The organism is Nocardiopsis baichengensis YIM 90130 (genome assembly GCF_000341205.1).
In the GTDB taxonomy this organism is placed as follows: domain Bacteria; phylum Actinomycetota; class Actinomycetes; order Streptosporangiales; family Streptosporangiaceae; genus Nocardiopsis_A; species Nocardiopsis_A halophila.
Genome location: NZ_ANAS01000006.1, coordinates 299,798 through 324,349, shown reverse-complemented (window position 1 = coordinate 324,349; position 24,552 = coordinate 299,798). Strand labels below are relative to the sequence as shown.

The following is a 24,552-nucleotide window of genomic DNA, read 5'->3' as shown; positions in this document are numbered from 1 at the left end:
CTCTGGGTTATGAGCCCAGCGAGCTACCGAACTGCTCCACCCCGCGTCGGTGTGTCTTCACAGTAGCGCGAATCCGAACCGCACACCAAATCGGAGCCGAATGCGCGCGGCGGGGCCCTGGCCCGCCCCTCCGGCACCGCCCGAGGCGCCCCGGATCGTCGGCGGGGACGGCGGGGCCTGCTCCGCCCGACCGGAGCGGCGACGGCCCGGTCGCGCCGGATCCCGGCACAGGAGCGCAGGAGGCCCCGCCCCGGGTGCGCGCCCCTCCTCGCCGTTGATCTCGGGAGAGTCGGGGTAATACTCGCCGGTATTACCCCGACTCTCCCGAGATCAACGGGGGTGTCGGTGCGGACGGCAGGCAGTGCCCCCCCCCCGGGGGGGGGGGACGGCCGGGGCCGACGAGCGACAGCGGCGGAATCGCCACCATCGGCGGCCTGGCGCGGTTCCCCTACCGCTCTCGATGCACTCAGGTTCGCCCGACCTGCCGACGGCCCCGCACGGCCGACGCAAAGCCCGGAAGGCGCCCGAGGCGCCCGGTCGAACACGCGGGGCCGGCCACGGGTCGGCCGGCGCACCACGTCCCGCTCAGGGGACGCGAAAAGGGCCCGGTACTCGATCGAGTACCGGGCCCCTTCGTTTTGGTAGCGGGGACAGGATCTGAACCTGCGACCTCTGGGTTATGAGCCCAGCGAGCTACCGAACTGCTCCACCCCGCGTCGGTGTGTTCCCCACGTTAGCGCGGATTCCGACGGGGACCAAATCGGAGGCGCTCCGGCGGCCGGGCCGCTTCCCGAGGGCGGTGCCCTCGGGACGGCGCACGGCCGCCGGAGCCCCGGGCGGGGCTAGTCCCCCTCCTCCTGCTCGTTGCGGGCCTCCTCGGCGCGCTCCAGCGCGTCGGCCAGCTCCTCCTGGGCCTTGCCGTAGGCCTCCCAGTCGCCGTCCTGCAGCGCCTGCTGGCTGTCCTCGTAGGCCTTCGCGGCGTCGTCCAGGGCCTGGGACAGCGCGTCGCTGCCCCCACCGCCACCGCCGCCGCCTTCACCGGCGTCCTCATCGGCGTCCTCGGCGCCCTCCTCCAGCGGCGCCTCTTCGCCCTCGAACAGGTTGTTCAGGGCCTGCTGGAGGTTCTCGCCGATGGCCACCTCGTCACCGAAGGCCACCATCACCTGCTGCAGCAGCGGGTAACTGGCCTCGCCCTGGGCCTGCACGTAGAGCGGCTCCACGTACAGCATCCCGTCGCCGAACGGCAGGGTGAGCAGGTTGCCGTAGGTGACCGTCGTCGAATCGCTCTGCTCCAGCGGCAGCAGCACCTCACGGACGCTGGCCTCGGACTGGAAGGCGTTCTGGACCTGCCCCGGCCCGAGGATCACCTTGCTGCGCGGCAGCTCCAGCATCCGGATCCTGCCGTACTCCTCCGAGGCCGGATCGCTGACCACCGACATGAACGCCGCCAGGTTCTCCCTGCCCCGCGGGACGAACGTGGAGGTGAGGGAGAAGTGGGCGTCCTCGTCGCCGGGGTACCGGATGGTCTGCCGGTACGGCGGCTCGGGGTTGTCGCCCTCCTTGGTCGGGTCCGCCGGGATGTCCCAGAAGTCCTGCCCGCCGTAGAAGGCGTCGGCGTCGGTCACGTGGTACTGCTTCAGGATCTCCCGCTGGACCTTGAACAGGTCGTCCGGGTAGCGCAGGTGGCCTTCGAGCTCATCGCCGATGTCCGACCTGTTCGTCACCACGCCGGGGAACGCGTCCGACCAGGTCTCCAGGACCGGGTCGTCCTCGTCCCAGCCGTAGACGGTGACCGAGCCGTCGTAGGCGTCCACGGTCGCCTTCACCGAGTTGCGGATGTAGTTCACCTGGTTGCCCGGCAGCGCGGTGGCGTTGTTGCCGCCCTCGCTGAAGGTGTCCTCGGTGGCCTGGGAGAAGTCGATCGGCGTGGAGTAGGGGTAGCCGGAGCTGGTCGTGTAGGCGTCCACGATCCACTGCACGCGCCCGTCCACGATGGCCGGGTAGGGCTTGCCGTCCACGGTGAGGAACGGCGCGACCTTCTCCACGCGCTGCGACGGGTCCCGGTCGTACATGATCTTGGACTCGTCGGTGATGGCCGTGTTCAGCAGGATGTCCGGCTCGCGGTACTTCATCGCGTACAGGATCCGGTCGAAGAACGAGCCGAGCTGCACGCCCCCCTCGCCGTCGTAGTGGTTGGTGGCCTGGCTGCCGGGGTCCTCGCCGCCCTGGCCGCCGCCCTCGGTGGCCTCGGGCGAGGACTCCGGCGACTGCTCGGCGCCCTCACCGGAGCCCTCCTCGCCGGAGCCCTCCTCCTGGCCGTCGGCGGGGGCGCGGGCCTCGTCGGCCCCGGCGCCCTCGCCGGCGCCCTCGCCCTCGACGTCCTCGGAGGTGGTGATGTCCTCGGTGCTCTCGTCGGCGTCGAGCGGGTAGTCGTACTCCGGCTCGGCGTTGACGATCGCGTAGTCGGCACCCTGCTGGCCGTAGTAGATCCGCGGCTCGTACTCGCCGGTGACCTCGGAGAGCTCACCGGTCGGCGGGATGTTGTACTGCGTGAAGACCGGGCGGCCCTCGCCGTCGACCTGGTTGCCGGCCGCCGCCACGACGCCGAAGCCGTGGGTGTAGACCGTGTGCCGGGTCAGCCAGTTGTCCTGCCCCTCGGGCGGGCCGTCGAGCTCGCGCGCGGCGATGACGGTGTCCACCGAGTTGCCCTCGGCGTCCTCGTAGCGGTCCACATCCAGTACGTCGGGGAACTGGTAGAAGCCGCGGACCTGCTGCATCTGCTGGAAGGTCTGCGAGACGACGGAGGGGTCGACCAGGCGGACGCTGGGGATGGTGGAGGCCTCTTCGGAGAGCTGCTCGGGGGTGAGCTCGGTCTCCGCGTCGTAGGTCTGGGTCTCGGCGTCGGTGATGCCGTAGGCGTCCCGGGTGGCCTCGATGTTGCGGGTGATGTAGGGGTTCTCCGCCCGCTGCTCGTTCGGGCTGACCTGGAACTGCTGGACCGCCGCCGGGTAGACGCCGCCGATCAGCACCGCGGACAGCACCAGCAGGCCGAGGCTGACCAGCGGCACCATCGCGTTCTTGAAGTAGATGTTGGCGAAGAACAGCGCCGCGCACACCACCGCGATGATCGCCAGCACCACCTTGGCGGTGAGCACCGCGTTCACATCGGTGTAGGAGGCGCCGTAGGTATAGCCGCGGTCGGAGAAGACCAGGCCGTACTGGTCCAGCCAGTAGGCGCCCGCCTTCAGCAGCACGAACACGCCCAGCAGCACCGACAGGTGCACCCGCGCGGCCGGCGTGGCCCGCTGGCCCTGGGTCTGCAGGCGGACCCCGCCGTACAGGTAGTGCACGATCACCGCGGCGATGAACGCCAGGACCACCGCGGCGAACAGGTACCCCAGCACCACGCGGAGGAAGGGGTAGGTGAAGGCGAAGAAGGAGATGTCGATCCCGAACTGCGGGTCGGTCTCACCGAAGGGGTTGCGGTTGGCGTACTGGAGGAAGGTGCCCCACTCCGCGCTGGCCGAGGCGCCGGTGAGCAGCCCCAGGCCGCCGGCGATCAGCCAGAAGAACAGCTTGCGGTGCGGGTCGATCGCCATCCGGTAGCGGTCCAGCCCCTGCTGCTCCAGGCTGGCGGGGCGGGTCAGCGGGCGGCTCCGGTAGGCGAAGTACACGCTCGCGCCGACGAAAGCGGTCATCAGGACGGCCGCGCCCGCGAAGAGCAGCGCGCGGGTGCGGATCTCGGTCCAGAAGACCGAGGTGTAGCCGACCGAGGCGAACCACTTGTAGTCGGTCACGAAATTGGCGGCGACGAGCAACCCCGCGACTATCACGACGACGGCCACCGCGACAGGCGCGAGCAGCCGGTTTCGTCGAGGCATGCGCGCGGAAGGTGCGCCGGGCGTTCGGAAGCTCACGCCTCCCCCTCGTCATGTTCGTCATTGGACGGCGAGGGGCAGGGCCCCTCTGTATCGGCAACTTATTGTGTGCGCGCCGGGTTCCCGAAACCCCGCGCCGGGGGGATGACAACATCACATCGGCGCGGCATCGGCGGTGTATCGGTGCGTGGTGCCCCCTGACCCTACTCGGCGGGAGCGGGGGCGTCAGGGGGCCCGATCGGGCACCATGGACGGGTGACTCTCAATATCCGCGAAGCCGTCATGGACCTGGAGCGCCACGCCTCGGATCAGGGGTGGGACCAGCCGCCCCGGGTCTACGCCCTGGTGCCCACCGCCGAGCTGGCCCGGCGCGAGCCCGCGCTGGCGTCGATGCTGGGGCTGGACGCCTCGGCCGACCCGGCCGAGCTGACCCCGGTCGAGCAGGAGCCGCTGCCCGAGGGGGTGCCGCTGGAGGAGGCGCTGGGCCGGATGGCCTGGCCCGAGGCGGTCGCGGGGTGCGCGCTGGTGATGGAGCGCCTGGTGGTCAAGGGGTCCGACGAGACCCTGGACCCGCCGCGCGGCGACGGCGGCGCGGCCGCCGGCTCCCAGGAGAGCGCCGAGGAGGTCCGCATGGTGGCGGGGGTGCTCCGCGACGGCGGCCGCCACGCGGCCCTGCGGATGCGCGCCCATGACACCGAGGACCAGGTGCTGAACGGGCCCGACCTGGTGCCCGCCCTGACATCGGCGCTGGAACTGACCCTCCAGGAGGAGGACGAGGACCAGGGCTGACCCGTCCGGCGCGTGCGCGCCGGACGGGTGTGGCGCCGCGGGCGCGGGGCCGATGCGGGCCGATGCGGCTGCAAGACGGGCGTCGGCCCGGTCTCCGGTCGCCCCGGGAAGAGGGTCCGGACCCGTCCGGCCCCTCGGTGCGGACCGCCTCTCCGGCGGTACACCCGCGCCAGGGAGCGGCCTCCGCCGCTGGATCGCCGTCCCTGAGGCCCTCCTCACGCGCTCCTCTGCGGCGGTCCCTGAAAAGGGGCGTTGACGTGTTCCGGGGACGGTGGGCCGCGCAGAGGATCCGTGCCGGGCCGGCGGGCGGCCGGACCGCCCGGGCGCCGCGGTTCCGCCGGTGGCTCAGGCTCCGGGCCCGCAGCGCGGCAGGTCGGACAGGCCCTCTCCGGTCTTGATGGCCTCCAGGGCGGCCACCGCGTCGCCCAGCTCCTCGACCTTGAAGACCTCCATGTCACCGGTGGCCGCCGACTCGAAGGTCTGGGAGCAGCTCTCGTCGGCCACCAGGAAGTACTCGGCGCCCTCGTCCCGGGCGCTGACCATCTTCTGGGCCACCCCGCTCACGCCGCCGACCTTGCCCTCGGCGTCGATGGTGCCGGTTCCGGCCACATCGTGGCCGCCGGTCAGCCCGTCGGGGTCCAGGCGGTCCATGATCCCGAGCGCGAACATCATCCCGGCGCTGGGGCCGCCCACGTCCTCGATCTGGAAGTCCACGTCGAAGGGGAAGTCGGGGTCGTCGGCGATCATGATGCCCACGACCGCGCCGCCCTCGTCGTCCTCCTCGGTGGTGACCTCGACCGTCTCCTGCTCGCCGTCGCGCTCGACGGTCAGCTCCACCGCGTCGCCCGGGTCCCGGTCGCCGACCCGCTCGGCGGCCTCGCCCTTGTCGGCGACCTGTTCGCCGTCCACCTCCAGGACCACGTCCCCGGCCTCGAGCACGCCGTCGGCCGGGGCGTCCTCGGTGACCCCGGCGACGACGGGCCGCAGGTCGTAGTCGACGCCCATCTCGGTGAGCGCGGCCGCCACCGCCGAGGTCTGCGACTCGTCCATGGCCAGCGTCTGGGACTCGCTGACCTCCTCCACGCTGTGGTCGGGCGGGAAGAGCGCTGCCTCGGGAAGCACCGCCTGGGTGGGCGAGAGCCAGGCGCTGATCACGGTGAGGATGTTCATCCGCCGCCCCGGGCCCCCGGCGTACTGGACCGTGACCATCGACAGGTCGCCTTCGTGGCGGTAGCTCTCCCGCCCCTCGACCTCGATGACCGGGTCCCCGTCGGCGTCGTCGCCGATGGTGTTCAGTGTGATGCCCGGTGATGCCACGAGGTAGGGCACCGGCAGGAATGCCGAACCCACCGCGAGGCCGACCAGCAGGATGACCGCGGTGATGAGCGTCTTGGCGCGACGGAGCATGGGCACCAGACTACGACCCCGGAACGTGCGCCCGTTTCCGGCATGCCGCACGTCCGGGGGCGCGCCGCCCGGCCGCCCCGCAGGCCGGCCGGATCACGCCCGGGTCCCCCGGGGAAGGGGATCAGCAGGCGCCGACCCACTCGGCGTCGCCCTCGGTGAAGCGCTGGTGCTTCCAGATGGGGACCTCGGCCTTGATGTCGTCGATGAGCCTGCGGCAGGCGTCGAAGGCCTCGGCACGGTGCGCCGCGGCGGCGGCGACCACCACCGCGTTGTCGCCGACCCGCAGGTCGCCGACGCGGTGCAGTGCGGCCACCCGCCACACCGGACGGCCGTCACGGGAGGTGTCGGCCACGACCTTCTCCATGACGCGCCGCATCTCGGCCTCCGCGCTCGGGTGCGCCGAGTAGGCCAGCTCGGTGACGCCGCGGCCGTGGTCGTGGTCGCGCACGGTGCCGACGAAGAAGGCGGTGCCGCCCGCCTTGGGGTCGGCGACGGCCGAGACGACCTCGTCGACGGTGATGGAGGTGTCGCGCAGTCCTACGAGAGTGATGGCTTCCACATGCATGACCGTATCAACGCCCTACGACGGCGGGAGGAACGTCCAAGCAGCTCAGGGACGGCACGCCGGGTGCTTGGAGACCTCTACGACCCGGTCGGCCACGCCCCGTCGCCTCCTGACTGTCCCCTCCCGCGACCCGGTGGTGGCTGTGTTCCCGCATTAGACCACTGCACGAGCATGTGGTCCATGCCGTTGCACGTTCTGACGCCTGTTCCGGACCGCACTGGACCGAACCGAACCGAAATGGGCGGGCCACGCCTCTCGGCCTTCCTTCCTAGAGGAACGACCGGCCCGCACACCGGGCAAGTGGGGCGGGGCCCTCTGGCCGACACCGGCCAGGCACCGGTTCCGACCGCGCCCCCGGCACGTCCTCGGGCATGCCGGGGCCCACGCCCGCTGAAGTGGCGGGTGAAGGGGCGGAACGTCCGTCCGCCTCGATCATCGAAGGGGTCGACCGAATCGCACTGACGGGGGTTTTCTGACGTGCCGCCGGGCGCGACGGTAGGCGTCCATGGCCGGTGGGCCGCTGCAGGGTCGAATGCCCGTCCGCACTCCGTGTCCATCCGCAGGTCGAAGGGCTCCCTCGCACCCCGGACCCGCGCCGAGGAGGCCGTCCCCGCCCCCTCCGGTGCCGAGACCCGGCACGACCGGACGAGCGGCCCCGGCCGCCGACGTCCACCGTTCCCAGGTCGCCCGCCTGCCACCGGCGAGGCCGTCCCTCGGGATCCGAGTGACGGGCGCGGTACGACGGCCCCGCCCCTCGGCCCTCGGCTCAAGGCCGCCCTCAGCCCTTCCGGCGCTTGCGCAGGTGGCGGACGGCGGCGGCCGTGCCGATCGCGGCCACGGCCGCACCCGCTGCGCCGGCCGCGGTGACCGCGGCCTCCTTCTTTCCCAGGCGGCGGCCGACGATCGCGGTCGCCTCCCCGCCCGCCTCCAGCAGCGCCCGCAGCGCCTCGGCGTTGTCGTAGGAGGGCTTCCACCCCGCCCCGCGCAGCGTCGCGCAGTCCACCACGCACGGGTACACCAGGTGCTTCAGGTCCCCGGCCGCGGCGGGGGTGACCCCCGCGCGGTGCAGCCGGCCGGTGGCGCCGAACGCGATGCCCGCGGGCACCTCGAACCGGCGCATCTGCGCGATCTCCTCGGCCTCCTCCTGGCCGAGCGAGCCCTCGCAGCCCACGGCCAGGGCGGTGTCGCCGCCGCCCGCGCCGCCCAGCGCCACCAGCTCCAGCGCCGAGGCCAGGTCCTCCACGTGGCAGAACTGCCAGCGCTGCTCCACGCCCTTGACCGAGATCAGCCGGGGCGCGGCGAAGTGCCGTCCGACCACGGTGTCCAGGTCCGGACCGACCAGCGGCGCCGGACGCACCACCGCCACCGACAGCCCGGGGTGGGCACGGCGCGCCCGCTCCCCCAGCTCCTCGACCTCGGCGAAGTCCCCGGCCAGCCCGTCGGCGCCCTCGGTGCGCACCGGGGCGTCCTCGTGGAGCGGGACCGGGTTGTCCGGGGCGGCGCCGTAGACCGCGGTCCCGGTGACCAGGACCACCTGCGGCACCCGCTCGGCGGCGGCCGCGGTGAGCACGGTCTGGGCGGCCCGGACCGCGCGGGCGCGGCGCTCCCGGCGGGGGGTGTCGGCCGAGCGGTCGGTGTCGGCGTGCACCAGCACGTCGACCCCGCGCAGCCGGGAGGCCAGGGCCGGGTCGCACACGTCGGCCGAGCGCCAGTCCAGGCCGGGGGGCCCGGCGAGGCCGACCAGGTCCTCGGGGGCCGGGCCGTCGTCGACGGCGACGACACGCGCGGGCGCCGCGCACCCCTGGACCGGGGCCCCGGAACCCGCGGCGGCCGCCAGTCGTTGCACCAGCAGCCGGCCGATGCCGGAGGCGGCCCCTGTCACGGCCACCACCGGCCCGTCACCCTGCGGACTGTGCTCAGGGCGAACCTGGCTGTTTCGGGTACTCACTCCGGCCTGCTCCCAGCTAACGTGACAGTGGAGACATTCCTATCCTGCCTGAGGTCTGATCGTGAGCGACCTGCCATTTGGTTTCAGCATGCCCAACGACCCCGACGACGAGTCGGGTCGCGGCTCGGGCGACACCGGCTCCGGGAGCGGCGGCCCAGGCGGGCAGACCCCGGGGATGCCCGGCGGATTCCCGCTCGGCGACCCGCAGCAGATGGCGCAGATGCTGCGCCAGTTCGCCGACATGATGGCCGCCCAGCCCGCACCCGGCTCCCAGGAGACGTCGCAGAGCGGCGTCAACTGGGACATGGCCAAGAACATCGCCCGGCACACCGTGTCCGAGAAGGGCGACGCCAGCGTCGGGCCCGTCGAGGGCGCCAAGGTCGAGGAGGCGCTGCGCCTGGCCGACCTGTGGCTGGACGGCGCCACCCCGCTCCCCTCCGGCGCGCAGACCGCGCAGGCCTGGAGCCGCTCGGAGTGGGTGGAGCGCACCATGCCCACCTGGACCCGCCTGTGCGACCCGCTGACCTCCCGCATCGTGGAGTCGATGGGCGCCAACATGCCCGAGGAGATGCAGTCGGTCGCCGGCCCGCTGATGGGCATGGTGCGGCAGATGGGCGGCATGCTGGTGGGCCAGCAGGCCGGGCAGGCCATCGGTGAACTGGCCGGCGAGGTCGTCGGCTCCACCGACATCGGCCTGCCCCTGGCCGGTGAGGGGCGCGCGGCGCTCATCCCGGCCGGCGTCGAGAGCTTCGGCGAGGGCCTGGGCCTGCCCGAGGAGGAGGTGCGGCTGTTCCTCGCCGCGCGCGAGGCGGCGGTGCACCGGCTCTACGGCCACGTGCCGTGGCTGCGCTCGCACGTGCTCGGGCTCATCGAGGAGTACGCGGCCGGCATGTCCTTCGACATGAGCGCCCTGGAGGAGCGCCTCGGCGGGATCGACCTGTCCGACCCCGCGGCGCTGCAGGAGGCGCTGTCCGGCGGCGAGGGGCTGCTGCAGCCCCAGGACACCCCGCAGCAGAAGGCCTCCCTGGCCCGCCTGGAGACCGCGATCGCGCTGATCGAGGGGTGGGTGTCGGTGGTCGTGGACGAGGCCGTGCGCGACCGCCTGCCCCAGGCGCCGTCGCTGGCCGAGGCGGTCCGGCGGCGCCGCGCCACCGGCGGGCCGGCCGAGCACACCTTCGCCACCCTGGTCGGCCTGGAGCTGCGCCCGCGCCGCCAGCGCGAGGCCGCGCGGCTGTGGACCGCCCTGACCGAGGCGCACGGCGCCGACGGGCGCGACGCGGTCTGGGAGCACCCCGACCTGATGCCCACCAGCGCCGACCTGGACGACCCGGACGCCTTCGTGGCGGGCCGCGGCACCGACGGCGACCTCGACCTGGACCTGTCCCGGCTCACCGAGGACCTCGGCCGCGGTGCGGACTCCGAGGGCCGGAGTGACGGGACCGACGGGAGCGGCGAGGGGAAGAAGGACGACGGGAGCGGCGGCCGCGGGGACGGGGGCGCATGAGCCTGGCCGAGGACGTCCGGGCCGCGCTGTCGGCCTGGGCGGCGCCCGACGCGCGCAACGAGGAGCTGCGCCGGGCCTACCTGGAGCACATGGACGCCCACCCCGACGCGCTGCACCGGTCGTGCGCGGCCGGGCACATCACCGCCAGCGCCGCCGTGCTGGACCCGAGCGGGGCCAAGGGCGTGCTGACGCTGCACGGCAAGGTCGGGCTGTGGCTGCAGACCGGCGGCCACCTCGAGGACGGCGACGCCACGCTGGCCGGTGCGGCCGCGCGGGAGGCCGAGGAGGAGAGCGGCATCCGCGGCGTGGTGGTGCTTCCGGGGCCGGTGCGGCTGGACCGGCACTGGGTGGGCTGCTGCGGCGGTACCTGGCATCTGGACGTGCAGTACGCGGCGGTGGCCCCGGACGGCGCCGCCCTGACCATCGACCCGCAGGAGTCGTCCGACCTGGGCTGGTTCCCCGTCGACGATCTGCCCGAGCCCACGGACGACGCGTGCCGCGCCCTGTTCGCCGCCGCGTCGGCGGCGGTCCGCGAGCAGGCCGCCTGACCCTTCTCCGACGGCCGCCCGGCGGGGCTCCGGACAGGGCCCCACCGGGCGGTTGGCGGCGGAGGCGCCGGGAGCGCTCTTCAGACGTGGCGCCTCCGTCACCGTCGGTGATCACCATTGATCGTCATCGCCGCGTCACCGCATGTGCGGCGGCGGGGTCGGGGGACAGGGTCAGTGGAAGACGAACTCGGCGTCCACCGACGCCGGGTCGGGGCAGAAGAAGCCGCCCTCGTGCAGGGGGATGTCGACGCTGGCCCGGTAGGTGCGGGTGTCCCCGTCGCGGTCGGCCGACATGTCCGCCGCCTGGTAGCGGCAGTCGACGCCGAGCTGCGAGACGGTGATGTCCAGCATGTCCGCGGTGATGGTGCCCGCGGCGTCGTCGAAGACGACGTTCGGGTCGTTGTTGAGGGTCGCGGTCGTGCCGTCGGAGCAGGACAGTCCGGGGTTGATGGTCGTTCGGTCGACGGTGAGGTCGTTGGGGGCCTGGTCGCTGGTGACCCCGTCGGTCCAGCTGCACTCCCGGCCTTCGGCCGAGATCGAGCCGTCCAGCGAGCCCTCGGCCGCTGCGGCAGGGCTCGCGGCCATGCCGACCAGGGCCAGGGCCCCCAGGAGGACACCGACGGGTGTGCGGGAGATACGGGTCACTGCGCCTACCTCCGTGTGCGGGGGATACCGGCCGGTGTTTCCGACCGTTACGCGAAGGTAATTTCGCGTCTACAGCGCGTCAATCCCCCGAAACCGTACGGATTCGCCCCGCAGCCTCCCCCGAGCGCCCGAACTGCACGGACGAGGCGCACAGAGCAGCCGGATCCACCCGAGCGACCGGAGCACACGGAGCGGCCTGACCCGACGGCCCCGCCGGGACGTCAGGCGCAGACCGGCCCCCGCCCGGCCCACGGAAGGCCTGCCCCCGGCCGGGGCCGTGAGCGGGGCACCTGCTGATCCGTCGTCGCCGCTGTCCACCGGTCGTGTCCGCCGGCGCGGTGGAACTCTGCGGGCCCCGGCCGCCCACACCGACACCCCCGTTGATCTCGGGAGAGTCGGGGTAATACTCGCCGGTATTACCCCGACTCTCCCGAGATCAACGGCGAGGAGGGGGCGCGCATCCGGGGCGGGGTCTCCGATCGCGCCGCCGCGGTCGCACCGCTCACAAGGACGCGGCCGAAAGTTCCACCACTCCAGCGGACACGACCTGTCCACCGGCCGTCCGCGCATGACGGCGCGTCGGGCGGCCGCGGCCGCGACCGGAGGTGGGGGCCATAAGCGGAGGCGGAGACGAGCACGGGGCCGGATGCGGTCACTCGCCGAGGACGTCGTCCTCTTCGGCGGCCGCCTCCTCGGCGGTCCCCCCGTCGGCCAGGCGGGATGCCGCGCTGACGCCCTCCAGGTAGCCCCGGGCCCGCTCGGCCTTGGGGTAGCGGTGCACCATCTCCCAGAACTCGGGGCCGTGGTGCGGGATCACCAGGTGGACCAGTTCGTGCACCAGCACGTAGTCCACCACCCACGAGGGCATGCCCGAGAGCCTGCGTGAGAGGCGGATCGCACCGGTGTCCGGGGTGCACGAGCCCCAGCGGGTCTTCTGGTTGTCCACCCACCGCACGCTGTCCGGAACGGCGAGACCGTCCAGGTAGCGCTCCCCCAGTTCGATGGCGCGCTCGTAGAGGGCCGCATCGCCCGGGCGGCGGCGCTCCTCTCTGGCCTCCAGCCGGTCCAGCATCCTGCTCACCCAGCGCTTTTCCTCTGCGCGGGAGAACGTGGCGGGGACGAGGACGACCGTCTTGTTCCCGTCGCGGTAGGCGGACACCGTCCGCCGTCGGCGGGGACTTCGCCGTACCTCGATCTCTGTGTTCTGAGGCACAACGTCACGGTATCCCAGAGTTGACTCATACCACAGGGGGAGATTGCTCTTTTTAGGGACTCGGCATCCCTAATCCCCTGGTTGCGCCCCTCGACGCCCTCCGCGTCCCCGAGCCCGACACGCCGGAGGCCGGCGCCCCCGCAGGGACACCGGCCTCCGGCGAAGCGCCGTCGCGCCATCAACACAGGCGGGACCACCCTATTTCCATGAGCGCGCGCTCCATGCGCGAACGCTCGCGCATCTCGGCCCGCAGCTGTCGTGCCGACAGCCTGCGCCGTTCGCGGTCGCGTTGCTCGGCGCCCTCAGCACGCGGGGCGGTCTTCATCGTGGCCATGAGTTCGTTCAGCATCCGTTCGGGTTTCCTCTCGGGTTCTGCGGTGTTCCGGGATGTCGGGCTTGGTGCCGTGGCAGCGGCGGGCGCGGTTCAGGCCGCGACCGGCTGCGGGTGCTTGCGGGGACGGCCCCGCGGACGCTTGCGGGGGACGACCTTTCCGGCGACGAGCAGTTCGCCGCCCCAGACCCCCCACGGCTCACGGCGCTCAAGGGCGTCGGCCAGGCACTGCTCACGGAACGGGCAGGTCCGGCAGACGGCCTTGGCCGCCTCGACATCGGCCGGCGACTCGGCGAAGAAGAGGTCCGGCTCCCTCCGGCAGGGAACCTCGGCCTCACCGAGCCACGGAGTCTCCAGGACCGACGCGAGCATCGGTGTCCTCCTGATCTTTTCGTCTACGCGTTCGACGGTCGGATCTTCGATCCGGGGCCGGCGCCTCGGCCGCGCCCGCTGAGTCCGGACCCCCACCGGACGGCGAGGACCCGCTACTGCGGAGACGAATAAGGCCGCGGCCCCTGTGCGGGGCCGCGGCCACGGAAGACTCGCTCGGCGTTCTCTACGCCGGTCTCCTCCATGGACACGCCCCCGCTGCGCCCTGCGGGCGCGGGGTTGCTGCGTGAACGAACCCGGGCAGTCCGCGTTCGGCGACCGGACGCACTCCACCCGTGGAAGCGGCTCCGACGCCGGCCGTGATCAGGCCGCCCTTCATCGAGCGGAGGCGCCGGACGCCGCCGCCGATGGCAAGGGACTGGTCGAAGCCCGTACGGGCGGAATAGCCGGTACGGCCGAACCGGTGCGCGCCGCGCTCGGTGCCCCGCAGATCGCAGGCGGACACCATGAAGCGCGCGGCATCGCCGGACTTGCCGCCGAATTCGCTCTTCATAACGATCATCAGATGGGACACCTCCTCTCGGTCAGGTACGCGGCTCTCGCCGCGGACCGTGCGCGGTCGCTGACGGGAGACAACATTAGACGCGGCCGCACAGAACCGGCAACCTATTTTTGACCTGCGATTTCGTCCGGATCCGGCCGTGGGCCCGGGGAATTCTCCCCCGGCCCCGCCCCGGCCGCTCCTCGTACGGGCGGGACCGCGGCGGACCGGGGCCGGATCAGTCACCGTCGCCGACCACTCTGATCAGGCCTTCCTGCACCACCGAGCAGACCAGCTCGCCCTCGCGGGTGTAGACCAGGCCGCGCGCCAGCCCGCGCGCCCCCTCGGCCGAGGGCGTCTCCTGGGCGTACAGCAGCCACTCGTCCGCACGGAACGGGCGGTGGAACCACATGGCGTGGTCGAGGCTGGCCATGGAGATGCCCTCGAAAGAGCGCCCGTGCCGGAGCAGGACCGTGTCCAGCAGGGTCAGGTCCGAGGCGTAGGTCATCAGGCACACGTGCAGCATCGGATCGTCCGGCAGCCGGCCGTCGACCCTGATCCACACCAGGTTCTCGGTGGTGCGCAGCGCCGGGTCGGCGCTGACCTCGAACGAGAGCGGGCCCACCGGGCGCATCTCGATCGGGTGCCAGTAGGCGAACCGCGGCACCCTGCCCAGCGCCTTCTCCAGCCGCTCGCGGGCGGTCGGCAGCTCCTCGGGGCCGGGCACCTCGGGCATGCGCACCTGGTGGCTCAGGCCCGGCTCGGTCGTATGGAAGGAGGCCGACAGGGTGAAGATCGCCCGGCCGTGCTGCACCGCGGTCACCCTGCGGGTGGTGAAGGAGCGCCCGTCGCGCACCCGGTCCACCTGGTAGACGATCGGGACCGCCGGGTCGCCGGGGCGGATGAAGTAGGCGTGCAGCGAGTGCACCGCCCGGTCCGGGGGCAGCGTCCGCCCGGCGGCGACCAGCGCCTGCCCGGCGACCTGGCCGCCGAACACCCGCTGGGGGCCGTGGTCGGGGCTGGACCCCCGGTAGATGTCGTCCTCGATCCGCTCCAGGTCGAGGATGTCCAGCAGGGCGGCCAGCGACTGCCCCTCCGCAGGGCCGGCGGGTCCGCCCGCCCGCTCCCCCGCGGTCGGCGCCGCGCTCTCATCCGCCATCGTGCTCCCCCTCCTCCTCGGGTGCCGGGGGCTCCTCCCCGGCGCACAGGGCCAGCACCGCCTCACCGTAGCGTTCGAGCTTCACGGCCCCCACACCGGATATCCGCGACAGCCCGGACACATCGGACGGCTCCAGCTCGGCGACGGCCTGCAGGGTGGCGTCGGTGAACACCACATAGGCCGGGACGCCCAGGCGCTGCGCCGTGTTCCTGCGCCACTCCTTGAGCCGCTCCAGCAGCGCCTCGTCGTAGTCGGCGGGGCAGTCGGCGCACCGCGCGACCTTGCGCTCGGCGGCGTCGGTCAGAGTGTTCCCGCAGATCCGGCAGCGCACCGTGCGGCCGGGGCGGGCGCGGTCGCGGCGGCCGGAGGCCAGCGAGGGCGAGGCCGGGCGCAGCCCGTCCAGGAAGCGGCTGGGGCGGCGGCCCTTGCGCCCGCCCGGGGAGCGCGCCAGCGCCCAGGACATCGCCAGGTACTCGCGGGCGCGGGTGGCGCCGACGTAGAACAGCCGCCGCTCCTCCTCGACCTGCTCGTCGGTCTCGGCGTAGACGATGGGCAGCGTCCCCTCGGTGAGGCCCACCAGGAAGACCGCGTCCCACTCCAGCCCCTTGGCCGCGTGCAGCGAGGCCAGGGTGACGCCCTCCATCTCGGGGGCGTGCTCGGTGGCGACCCGGGCCTCCAGCTCCTCGACGAAGTCGTCCAGGGTGGCGGTGTAGGGGCGGCCGCAGGCGCACGTCTCGGGCAGCGGCCCCGCGGCGGGCCGGGGCGGCGCCCCGTCCGGCCCGGGGGCCGCGCAGCCGCCCCGGTGCCGCTGCACCGCGACGTCGTCGGCCAGCTGCGCCAGGGCCGACAGCGACTCCCAGCGCTCGCGCGCCTGGCGGCCCTCCGGGGCCTCGGGGGTGAGCCCGAGGGAGGCGAGCAGCGGGCGGACCGACCCCGCCAGCGGGTCGCCGCCCCCGCCCTGGCGGGCGCCGCGCAGCGTGTGCACGGCCTGGCGGATCTCCTGGCGGTCGAAGAAGCGGGTGGCGCCGCGCACGGTGAAGGCGATCCCGGCGTCGGACAGGGCCTGCTCGTAGGCGGCGGACTGGGAGTTGGTGCGGAAGAGCACCGCGATCTCCCGCGCGGGGGTGCCCGCGTCGATGAGCGCGGCGATGCGCCGGGCCACCGCCGAGGCCTCGGCGGGCTCGTCGTCGTACTCGGTGTAGGAGGGGTCGGGCCCGTCGGGGCGCTGGGCCAGCAGCTCCAGCGGCTGGTCGGTGCCGCCGGTGGCGGGGCGGCCGCGCTTGAGCACCTCGTTGGCCACCCGCACCACCTGGGGGGTGGACCGGTAGTCGCGCACCAGCCGCACCACGGTGGCGTGCGGGTAGGCGGCGGCGAAGCGGGTCAGGTAGGCCGGGGTGGCTCCGGCGAAGGAGTAGACGGTCTGGCCCGGGTCGCCCACCACGCACAGGTCGTCGCGGTCGCCCAGCCAGGCGTCCAGCAGCAGCTTCTGCAGCGGGTTGACGTCCTGGAACTCGTCGACGACGAAGTAGCGGTACTGGTCGCGCACCCGCTCGGCGATCTCGGGGCGCTCGGCCAGCATCGCCGCGGTCAGCTCCAGCATCGACTCGAAGTCCAGCAGGTTGCGCTCGCGGCGGATCTCCTCGTACCCCTCGAAGACCCGGGCCACCTCGACCGGGGCCATGGGGGCGGTGCGCCCGGCCTTGGCCGCCGCGCGCTCGTAGTCGGCCGGGCGGACCTGGGTCACCTTGCACCACTCGATCTCCGAGGCCAGGTCGCGCAGGGTGGTCCGGTCGGTGTCCACCCCGCAGTCCCGGGCGGCCCGGCCGACCACCTGGAGCTTGGAGTCGATCAGGGTGGGGGCGGGGCCGCCGACCACCTGCGGCCAGAAATAGGAGAGCTGGCGCAGGGCGGCGGCGTGGAAGGTGCGGGCCTGCACCCGGGGGGCGCCCAGGGCGCGCAGCCGGCCGCGCATCTCGCCGGCGGCGCGGGTGGTGAAGGTGACCGCGAGGATCTGCTGCTCGGCCGCGACCCCGGAGGCCACCGCGTGGGCGATCCGGTGGGTGATGGCGCGGGTCTTGCCGGTCCCCGCCCCCGCCAGGATGCACACCGGTCCGCGCAGGGCGCGCGCCGCCTCCAGCTGCTCGGGGTCCAGCCCCTCCAGCACGCGGTCCGGGTCCATGCGCATCCTCCGTTCCCTGATCCGTTCGGGGGTCCGTTCCGTGGGCGGCGCCGGCCGGGCGCCCGGGGCCGGGCCGCCGCCCGGCCGCGCCGCGGCCGACTCCGGCCACCGGCGCCCCACTCCGCCCGTCGAGTCTCTCAAGTATCGGGGGCGCCGGCGGACGTGAGCGCAGTTCGCGGGCGCACCTGTGGACGGCCGGCGCCGCGCGCGAAGCCCCCCGCGGCGGGCGTTCCCGTGGGAACCACCCGCATTCTGCGGGCGTCCCACGAGGTGACGGAGCCGATACGGGGAAGCTCGGGGAGGTGCGCCGCGTTGTCACTAGGCGGTGTTCTGATCGCCTTCGGGCGGCGTGCACCGGCGACGACCTGTTCGACGGAATGAGGAGAGGTTCGATGACCACCCCGAGCACCGATCCGATCACGATGTACACCACGCCCTGGTGCGGCTTCTGCAAACGGCTCAAGAGCCAGCTGGCGCGGGAGGGCATCACGCTCACAGAGGTGGACATCGAACAGGACCCGTCCGCGGCCGAGTACGTGATGCAGGTCAACGGCGGCAACCAGACGGTTCCGACCGTGCTGTTCGGCGACGGCACGGCGCTGACCAACCCGTCCGCCAAGCAGGTCAAGGAGAAGATCGCCGCGCTCGCCTGAGGCGGGCCGCCTCCGGGCGGCACCTCCCGGGCGCGCCGCGCCGCCCGGCCGGCCCGCACCGCACGGGCCGGCCGGGGCAGACACCACAAGGGGGACCACGTGGCAGCACACAGCCAGATCAGAGACGGCGACGAGACGACGGCCGAGGCGGGGGTCATCCGGCGCACGCCCGGCGGCTGGAGCGTGCAGGGCGAGGAGGTCCCCGACCTGGTCAACGCCATGGTCCTGGCCGACATCCTGGGGGCCGAGGAACAGGGCGCCGCCCCGGCGCCGCCGGCGCCGCCGCGCGCCAGCGACGACGCCACCGAGGTCGAGCGGCTGCGCATCACCGTGGCGCAGCTGGAGCACGCGCTGCAGACCCGGGTCGTCGTCGAGCAGGCCATCGGGGTGCTGGCCGAGCGCCACCGGCTCGCCCCGCGGGAGGCCTTCGAGCGGCTGCGCTCGGCGGCCCGCTCGCGCGGGCGCAAGGTCGCCGAGCTGTCCCGGGACGTGGTCTCCAGCTGCACCAACCCGCTCACCCCGCTGCCCGGCGAGCTCGCCAGCGCCGGGTCGGCGGCCGAGGCGGGCAACGGCCGGAGCTGATCCGAGCGCGGCCCGCGTCCGGGCCGCACACCGGCGTCCGGCGCGGACCGGCCCGCTCACCACGCGCCGGGAAGGCGCCCGCCGTACCACTGCTCGATGAGCAGCCGGGCGATGGACACCCGGCCGGGCAGCACGACCCGTCCGCTCTCGGCGGCCGCGTGCAGCTCCCGGCGGGACAGCCACTGCACGTCGGTGATCTCCTCGGCGTCGGTGCGCTCGGCCTCGCCGACGGCGCGCGCCGTGAAACCGAGCATCAGGCTGCGCGGGAACGGCCAGGGCTGCGAGGAGACGTAGCGCGGGTCCTCGACGGCGACCCCCACCTCCTCGGCGACCTCCCGCACGACCGCCTGCTCCAGGGACTCCCCGGGCTCGACGTACCCCGCCAGCACCGAGTAGCGGTTCTCCGGCCAGGCGGGGTTGTGCCCGAGCAGGCACTGCTCCTCCCCGTCGCGCTCCCGGTGCACCAGCATGATCACCGCGGGGTCCATGCGCGGGAACTGCTCGGTGCCCTCGCGCTCGCAGACCCGCACGTGCCCGGCGGCCGAGGTGCGGGTCGGCCCCCCGCACATGGGGCAGAACGGGTGCGCGGCGTGCCAGTTGGCCAGGGCGACGGCGTGGGTGAGCAGGCCGGCCTCGGCGTCGTCCAGGACCGCCCCGGCCTCGCGCAGGGACGCCTCCCGCACGCCCGGCTCCCGTCCGGCCCGGTCGAAGGCGCCGCTCTCCCCCTGGGCCAGCACAGCGAAGTAGGCGCGCCCCTCGTCGTCGGCTCCGAGCAGGAAGCGCTCGCCCGGAGGGGCCTGGCCGGTGCCGGTGTACACCAGCCCGACCCGGTCCCCCTCGTCGCGCACCAGCGCCCGCGACTGGCGGGCCAGCAGGTTGCGCCACCCGTAGGTGGTCGCGTCGCCGCCCTCCAGCACCAGCACCCGTGTGGCGGGGTCGGCCCACGCCTTGTCCAGCCACTCCTGGTCGCCGCGCCGGTGGCCGGCCATGTCGACGGCGCTGCGTGACAGCAGGGGCGTGGGGTCGGGCGTGTCCATCCGGGCCTTCCTGGGTCCAAGGGGTGCGTCGGGGAGGGCGGCGGGCGGGGGTCAGACGCCGCGGGCCAGGTCCTCCCACAGGTAGGCGGCGCTCTCGGCGCCCTTGAGGAGGAGGGGGACCTCCACCTTCTCGTTGGGGGCGTGGATGCGGTCGTCGTCGAGCCCGACGGCGACGAACACCAGCGGGGCGCCGAGGATGTCGGCCAGGTCGGCCTCGGGGCCGCTGCCGCCCTCGCGGGTGTAGAGGACCTCGGTGCCGAAGGCGCGGGACATGGCGGCGCGGGCGGCCCGCACGGCGGCCGAGGACAGGTCCGAGGCGCAGGGGCGCACTCCGGGGCCGGAGAAGGACACCTCGGCGTACACGCCGTCGGGGACGTTCGCCTCCACGTAGGCGCGCACGGCCTGCTGGATGCGCAGCGGCTCCTGGTCGGGCACCAGGCGGAAGCTGAGCTTGGCGTGGGCGGACTTGGGGACGATGGTCTTGCCGCCGGAGCCGGTGTGGCCGCTCCACATGCCGTTGATCTCGGCCGTCGGCCGGACCCAGGTGCGCTCCAGGGTGCTGTACCCGGCCTCGCCGGAGGCGGCGAAGCTGGAGGCGGTGGCCAGCCACTCGGCCTCGTCGAAGGGGAGCCGGGCGATGAGGTCGCGCTCCTCCTCCCCGATCTCCACGACGTCGTCGTAGAAGCCGGGCACGGCGATGCGGCCGTCGGCGTCGTGCAGGCCGGAGAGCAGGTCGGCCATGGCGGCGGCGGGGTTGGGCACGGCGCCGCCGAAGGACCCGCTGTGCAGGTCGCGGTCGGGGCCGTACAGGTCGACCTGGCAGTCGGTGAGGCCGCGCATGCCCACGCACATGGAGGGGGTGTCGGCCGCCCACATCGTGGTGTCGGAGACGACGACCACGTCGCAGCCCAAGCGGTCGCGGCGGTCGCGCAGCAGGTCGGCGAAGTTCGGGGAGCCGGACTCCTCCTCGCCCTCGATGAGGAGCTTGAGGGTGACCGGCGGGGCACCGGCCCCGGAGGCGGCCAGGCCGGCGCGCACGCCCAGGGCGTGGAAGAGGACCTGGCCCTTGTCGTCGGAGGCGCCGCGGCCGATGAGCCGGTCGCCCTGCTCGACGGGGGTGAAGGGGGCGGTGTCCCACTCCTCGGCCGGGTCGGCGGGCTGGACGTCGTGGTGGCCGTAGACGAGCACGGTGGGCGCGGAGGGGTCGGCGGCGGGCCACTCGGCGAATACGGCGGGCAGACCGGGGGTCTCCCAGACCTCGACCGTGGGGAACCCGGTCCGTTCGAGGTGGCGCACGAGCCACTCGGCGGACCTGCGGACGTCCCCGTGCCGGTCGGGGTCGGCCGAGACCGAGGGGATGGCCAGCCATTCCTTGAGGGCGGCGACGAACTCGCCGCGGTGCTCCTCGATGTATCCGCGTGCGTCCATGCGGCGGCACCGTTGCCTTTCCGTTCCGACTCCGGCCTTGTGGGCCGTTAACGAGGGTAGTCCTCCGATGATCCCCGCCCGACACGGGCACGCGACGACCGCTCCCCACCCGCGCCCCAGGAGCCAGGCAGGGCCCCGAGGCGAACCCGGCGACCCCGCCCAGGGCCGGGACGCAGGCCCCGCCCCTCGCGACCAGGCGGGGCCGCGGGACGCCGTCACCGGGCCCGTACCTGCCGGAGGGACGTCGCATTCAGTGGCGGCGCTGCCATCCGCCCGATCCGACACGGCCGCCGCGCCCCGGTCGGGGCGCGGCAGGCGGCCTGCCCCGCCCGGGATCGAGCGGCCTGAGGCCGCCCAGCGCAGTGACGACACGGGGCTGACGCTGACACGGACAACGGCACCGGAGGCAAGCACGTGGCGTGTTCCGGGCCGCGGCAGGGCGTCGTGCCCAGGCACCTTGCTCAGACGCGGCCCTCCCTCCACGGGGACGCCCCCGAGAGCGCACACGCGATGTCACGCCGTGGGGTGATGGCACCGTCCCCCGTCCCGGCCTAACGTTCGACGGGCACCCCTGTGCTTCGGGGCAGCCTGTGCTTCGGGGCAGGGAACGGCGTGCACCACGAAGGCTTCACGGGCAGGAGCGGCATGGGCGAGGGCGCGGTCGGCGACGAGCGCGGGGCGGGCGCACCGTCCCGGTTCGGGAGGGCCTTCTACGACGCCCTGTGGCGGGCCCCCTCCGAGCTGGAGCGGATCCTGCCCGCCCCCGCGCCCGAACCGGTCCCCCGCCCCCTCGTCGGCGGCGTCTGCGCCGAGGCGGCCGCCCGGTCCGGGCGGCCGGTGCGGCGCGTGCGCCGGCTCTTCGTCCTGACCGTGCTCCCCGTGCTGCTGTACCCCCTGCTGTGGCTGGTGCACGCCGCCGGGCGGCCGCGTGCCCGCGGGCGTGCCGCCGCGAACCGGCAGCTCATCCTGGTCGCCGCGGCGCTGTTCACCGCCTGGGCGATCGGGCCCGAACTGCACGACCTCGGCGTCGACCGGCTGACGGCGCTGGCCGTGGGCATCGCCTCCGGCGCCCCCATGCTGCTGCTCGCGCGCTCTCCGCTGCTGACGTGGCGGCTGATGGTGCCCGCAATGGCCACGGCGTTCTTCCTGCCGCGCGACATCCCGGTCGAGACGGGCGTCCCCGACCTCGCCCTGCCGCCGCTGCTGATCGTGCTCTTCCTCATCGGCGCCCAGTACCACCGCGGGGTCGCGATCGTGGTCGGGGGCACCGCCGTCGTCTTCCTCGTGCAGGGGATGTTCTCCGGGCGCGACCTCTCCGACGCGCTGGTGTACGCCTTCACCGCCGTCGCCGCCCTGGTGGTCGGGGACAACGTGCGGGTGCGCCGCGAGGAGAGCGGTCTGCGCGCCGCGCCGTCCCCGCCGCCGCCCGACCGCTCCTCGATCCCGGTGGTGGACGGGGTCGTCGACGCGCTGTGGCGGACCCCGGTGCGCAGGCCCGGCGGCCCCATGCGGCTGCTCGGCGGGCCGCGGCGCCCCCGGGACACCCGGCTGATCGCGGGCGTGTGCGCGGCCTTCGTCCCCCACTCCCGGTCGGGGCGCATCGCCCTGCGGGCGGCGGCGGTGCTGCTGACGCCGGGCACGGCCGTGGTCGCGCTCGGGGTGTACGCGTGCCTGTGGCTGCTGATGCCCGCCGAGGGGGACCCGCCGCCGCCCGCCTCCGGCGCGCGGCCGGGGCCGAAGGTGCTGGCCCGCGAGTGGATCGCCTGGGGCGTGCTGGTCGCGGCCTCGGTCGGCGCTTCGGCGGTGGCCGGGGTGCAGCTGGCCCTGTTCCACCAGCTGCCGCACCCGTTGGCGTGGACGCTGGGGGCGGCGGCGGGGCTCCCGCTGGCGCTGGTTCCGGTGGCCCCTCTCCTGGCGTGGCGGCTGGGGCTGGGGGGCCTGGTCCTGGCGGTCGCCTCCATCGGCGCGTTCGGGGCCCCGCCCCACGACCTGTGGCCGTGGCCGGCGGCGGGGCTGGTGGTCATGGCCGTGCTGGTGTACGCGGTCGCCGTCGCGCACGGCGGCCGGGTGGCGGCGGGGGTGGCCGCCGCCACCTCGCTCGCCGCGTTCCTGCCCGCCGCGCCGCTGGCGGGCGCCCCGCTGCTGCAGACCCTGTGGCCGTGCGCCCTGGCCGCGGGCATCGCGGCGCTGGGGGCGAACGTGCGGGGGCGCCTGGCCGCCCAGCGGGAGCTGGCGCGCGAGGCGGAGCTGCGCCGCCGCGAGCACGCCCGGCAGGCGGCGCTGGAGGAGCGCTCGCGCATCGCCCGGGAGCTGCACGACGTGGTCTCGCACCACATGTCGATGATCGCCATCCAGGCCGAGGCGGCGCCCTACAAGTACCCGGGGCTGCCCGAGGGGGCCGCGGAGACCTTCACCACCGTGCGCGACGCCGCGCGCGAGGCGCTGACCGAGATGCGCAGGGTCGTGCGGCTGCTCCGGGAGCAGGGCGAGGAGGCCGAGCGCGCGCCGCAGCCCGGGCTGGACCGCCTCGGCGAGCTGGTGGACGGCGCGCGGACGGCGGGCATGCGGGTGGAGCTGGACGACCGCTCGGGGGAGGTCGAACCGTCCGAGGCGGTGGAGCGCTCGGCGTACCGGATCGTCCAGGAGGCGCTGAGCAACGCCGCCCAGCACGCCCCGGGGGCGCGGGTCGAGGTCGCGCTGTCTCCGGTGGACGGTGCACTGGAGGTGCGGGTGGCCAACGGGCCCGCCGAGGGGGCGCCGCACGAGGACGCCGAGGGCCTCGGGGCGGGCGGGCACGGCCTGGTCGGCATGCGGGAGCGGGCGGCGGTCCTCGGCGGGTCGCTGCGGACCGGGCCGACGGCCGACGGCGGCTTCGAGGTGGTGGCCCGTCTGCCGCTGGAGGCGGGCGGTCCGCAGTAGGGTGGTCCGGTGCCGATCACCGTGATAGTCGCAGACGACCAGGCCATGGTGCGCGACGGGATCGCCGCGCTGCTGGACGCGGCCGAGGACATCAGCGTGGTGGCCCAGGCCGACGACGGCCGGGAGGCGGTGCGCCTGGTGGAGGAGCACCGGCCGGACGTGGTCGTCATGGACGTGCGCATGCCCGCGATGGACGGCCTGGAGGCCACCCGCAGGATCACCGCCCAGGCCCCGTCGCAGGACGGGGAGGACGCCGCCCGGGTGCTGGTGCTGACCACCTTCGACCTCGACGAGTACGTGTACGAGGCGCTGGGGGCGGGGGCCAGCGGGTTCCTGCTGAAGGACGCGCCCGTGGACGACCTGCGCGCGGCGGTGCGCACGGTGGCGCGGGGGGACGCGCTGCTGGCGCCGTCGGTCACCAAGCGCCTGATCGCCGACATCGCCGCCCGCCGCAGGGAGCGGGCGACGGCCCGCCCGGAGGCCTACGCGGACCTGACCCCGCGCGAGGCCGACGTCCTGAGGCTGGTGGCCAAGGGGCTGTCCAACGGCGAGATCGCCGATGAGCTGGTGGTCTCCGAGCAGACGGTCAAGACCCACGTGGGCCGGTTGCTGATGAAGCTCGACCTCCGGGACCGCACCCAGGCGGTGGTGTTCGCCTACGAGAACGGCATCGTCTGACCTCCCTCGGGGCCCGGACAGAGGCCAGGGCCGTGAACGGTCCGAGGCGCTTCCCGTTCCCCTCCCTGCCGCAACGACCACCGCCCGCCGACCGCCGCCCATCGTCCATCGCCCGCCGACAGAGCATGGCTCGGCCGACGACGGAAAAGGTCGGCGCCCCTGACGGGTGGCGGAGTAAGGCGCAGGGCCGACGAATGGTCGCCGGTGAGGGCGGCGAC

At 74.2% G+C, this 24,552-nt stretch carries 20 protein-coding genes and 1 tRNA gene; 8 read left to right on the top strand and 13 right to left on the bottom strand.

Annotated features, from left to right (window positions below):
- Positions 1–639 precede the first annotated feature (639 nt).
- Positions 640–716: transfer RNA gene (locus C892_RS0107630), tRNA-Met, on the bottom strand.
- A gap of 126 nt (positions 717–842) precedes the next feature.
- Positions 843–3,881, bottom strand: a complete 3,039-nt coding sequence (locus C892_RS0107625; protein WP_051060494.1) for a UPF0182 family membrane protein — start codon at positions 3,879–3,881, stop codon at positions 843–845.
- A gap of 252 nt (positions 3,882–4,133) precedes the next feature.
- Here C892_RS0107625 and C892_RS0107620 point away from each other — a divergent pair, with 252 nt between their 5' ends.
- Positions 4,134–4,667 carry a PPA1309 family protein gene (locus C892_RS0107620; protein ID WP_239647299.1) on the top strand — a complete coding sequence of 178 codons (534 nt, stop codon included), beginning with the start codon at positions 4,134–4,136 and terminating at the stop codon, positions 4,665–4,667.
- Positions 4,668–5,012: 345 nt separating this feature from the next.
- Here C892_RS0107620 and C892_RS0107615 read toward each other — a convergent pair whose 3' ends face one another.
- From C892_RS0107615 to C892_RS0107605, 3 genes are all read right to left on the bottom strand, one after another.
- Complete coding sequence (locus C892_RS0107615) at positions 5,013–6,074, bottom strand: YlbL family protein (protein WP_026124207.1); 1,062 nt, start codon at positions 6,072–6,074, stop codon at positions 5,013–5,015.
- A 121-nt stretch (positions 6,075–6,195) separates the two neighbouring features.
- Entirely contained in the window at positions 6,196–6,639 is a 444-nt protein-coding gene (locus C892_RS0107610; protein WP_017541818.1) for a molybdenum cofactor biosynthesis protein MoaE, read from the bottom strand.
- Between the two features lie 778 nt (positions 6,640–7,417).
- Entirely contained in the window at positions 7,418–8,530 is a 1,113-nt protein-coding gene (locus C892_RS0107605; RefSeq protein ID WP_017556727.1) for an NAD-dependent epimerase/dehydratase family protein, read from the bottom strand.
- A gap of 145 nt (positions 8,531–8,675) precedes the next feature.
- Between C892_RS0107605 and C892_RS0107600 the strand changes: the two genes are divergently transcribed.
- Positions 8,676–10,091, top strand: a complete 1,416-nt coding sequence (locus C892_RS0107600) for a zinc-dependent metalloprotease (RefSeq protein ID WP_017556726.1) — start codon at positions 8,676–8,678, stop codon at positions 10,089–10,091.
- Positions 10,088–10,639 carry an NUDIX domain-containing protein gene (locus C892_RS0107595; RefSeq protein ID WP_017556725.1) on the top strand — a complete coding sequence of 184 codons (552 nt, stop codon included), beginning with the start codon at positions 10,088–10,090 and terminating at the stop codon, positions 10,637–10,639. Before C892_RS0107600 ends, C892_RS0107595 begins: the two co-directional genes overlap by 4 nt.
- Positions 10,640–10,810: 171 nt before the next feature.
- Here C892_RS0107595 and C892_RS0107590 read toward each other — a convergent pair whose 3' ends face one another.
- The 4 genes from C892_RS0107590 to C892_RS0107575 all read right to left on the bottom strand — a co-directional run bounded on the left by C892_RS0107590 (position 10,811) and on the right by C892_RS0107575 (position 13,200).
- Complete coding sequence (locus C892_RS0107590) at positions 10,811–11,284, bottom strand: hypothetical protein (protein ID WP_017556724.1); 474 nt, start codon at positions 11,282–11,284, stop codon at positions 10,811–10,813.
- Positions 11,285–11,936: 652 nt separating this feature from the next.
- A complete protein-coding gene (locus tag C892_RS0107585) occupies positions 11,937–12,497 on the bottom strand; it encodes a M48 metallopeptidase family protein (RefSeq protein ID WP_204366448.1) in 561 nt (186 codons plus the stop codon).
- A 178-nt stretch (positions 12,498–12,675) separates the two neighbouring features.
- The gene (locus C892_RS31745) at positions 12,676–12,846 is read right to left on the bottom strand and encodes a hypothetical protein (protein WP_017541812.1); all 171 of its coding nucleotides are present in this window, start codon (positions 12,844–12,846) and stop codon (positions 12,676–12,678) included.
- A 75-nt stretch (positions 12,847–12,921) separates the two neighbouring features.
- Positions 12,922–13,200 carry a WhiB family transcriptional regulator gene (locus C892_RS0107575; RefSeq protein ID WP_017541811.1) on the bottom strand — a complete coding sequence of 93 codons (279 nt, stop codon included), beginning with the start codon at positions 13,198–13,200 and terminating at the stop codon, positions 12,922–12,924.
- Between the two features lie 244 nt (positions 13,201–13,444).
- Here C892_RS0107575 and C892_RS31740 point away from each other — a divergent pair, with 244 nt between their 5' ends.
- Positions 13,445–13,834 (top strand): hypothetical protein, encoded by a 390-nt coding sequence (locus tag C892_RS31740; RefSeq protein ID WP_193374749.1) that lies wholly within the window; start codon positions 13,445–13,447, stop codon positions 13,832–13,834.
- Positions 13,835–13,937: 103 nt separating this feature from the next.
- Here C892_RS31740 and tesB read toward each other — a convergent pair whose 3' ends face one another.
- Both tesB and C892_RS0107560 read right to left on the bottom strand, forming a co-directional pair.
- A complete protein-coding gene (gene tesB, locus C892_RS0107565; RefSeq protein WP_017556722.1) occupies positions 13,938–14,858 on the bottom strand; it encodes an acyl-CoA thioesterase II in 921 nt (306 codons plus the stop codon).
- On the bottom strand, positions 14,848–17,037 hold the full coding sequence (locus C892_RS0107560) for an ATP-dependent DNA helicase UvrD2 (protein ID WP_017556721.1): 2,190 nt from the start codon (positions 17,035–17,037) through the stop codon (positions 14,848–14,850). Before C892_RS0107560 ends, tesB begins: the two co-directional genes overlap by 11 nt.
- Positions 17,038–17,429: 392 nt before the next feature.
- Between C892_RS0107560 and C892_RS0107555 the strand changes: the two genes are divergently transcribed.
- Together C892_RS0107555 and C892_RS0107550 are read left to right on the top strand one after the other, a co-directional pair.
- Positions 17,430–17,690: a mycoredoxin gene (locus C892_RS0107555; protein ID WP_017541807.1), complete on the top strand. Its 261-nt coding sequence runs from the start codon at positions 17,430–17,432 to the stop codon at positions 17,688–17,690.
- Between the two features lie 99 nt (positions 17,691–17,789).
- Positions 17,790–18,272 (top strand): ANTAR domain-containing protein, encoded by a 483-nt coding sequence (locus C892_RS0107550; protein ID WP_017556720.1) that lies wholly within the window; start codon positions 17,790–17,792, stop codon positions 18,270–18,272.
- Positions 18,273–18,328: 56 nt separating this feature from the next.
- Here the strand turns inward: C892_RS0107550 and nudC are convergent, their stop codons facing one another.
- On the bottom strand, positions 18,329–19,309 hold the full coding sequence (gene nudC, locus C892_RS0107545) for an NAD(+) diphosphatase (protein WP_017556719.1): 981 nt from the start codon (positions 19,307–19,309) through the stop codon (positions 18,329–18,331).
- Positions 19,310–19,360: 51 nt separating this feature from the next.
- Positions 19,361–20,737 (bottom strand): dipeptidase, encoded by a 1,377-nt coding sequence (locus C892_RS0107540; RefSeq protein WP_017556718.1) that lies wholly within the window; start codon positions 20,735–20,737, stop codon positions 19,361–19,363.
- A 612-nt stretch (positions 20,738–21,349) separates the two neighbouring features.
- Between C892_RS0107540 and C892_RS0107535 the strand changes: the two genes are divergently transcribed.
- Both C892_RS0107535 and C892_RS0107530 read left to right on the top strand, forming a co-directional pair.
- Complete coding sequence (locus C892_RS0107535; protein WP_239647298.1) at positions 21,350–23,656, top strand: ATP-binding protein; 2,307 nt, start codon at positions 21,350–21,352, stop codon at positions 23,654–23,656.
- A gap of 9 nt (positions 23,657–23,665) precedes the next feature.
- Positions 23,666–24,334, top strand: a complete 669-nt coding sequence (locus C892_RS0107530; protein ID WP_083932817.1) for a response regulator — start codon at positions 23,666–23,668, stop codon at positions 24,332–24,334.
- Positions 24,335–24,552 lie beyond the last annotated feature (218 nt).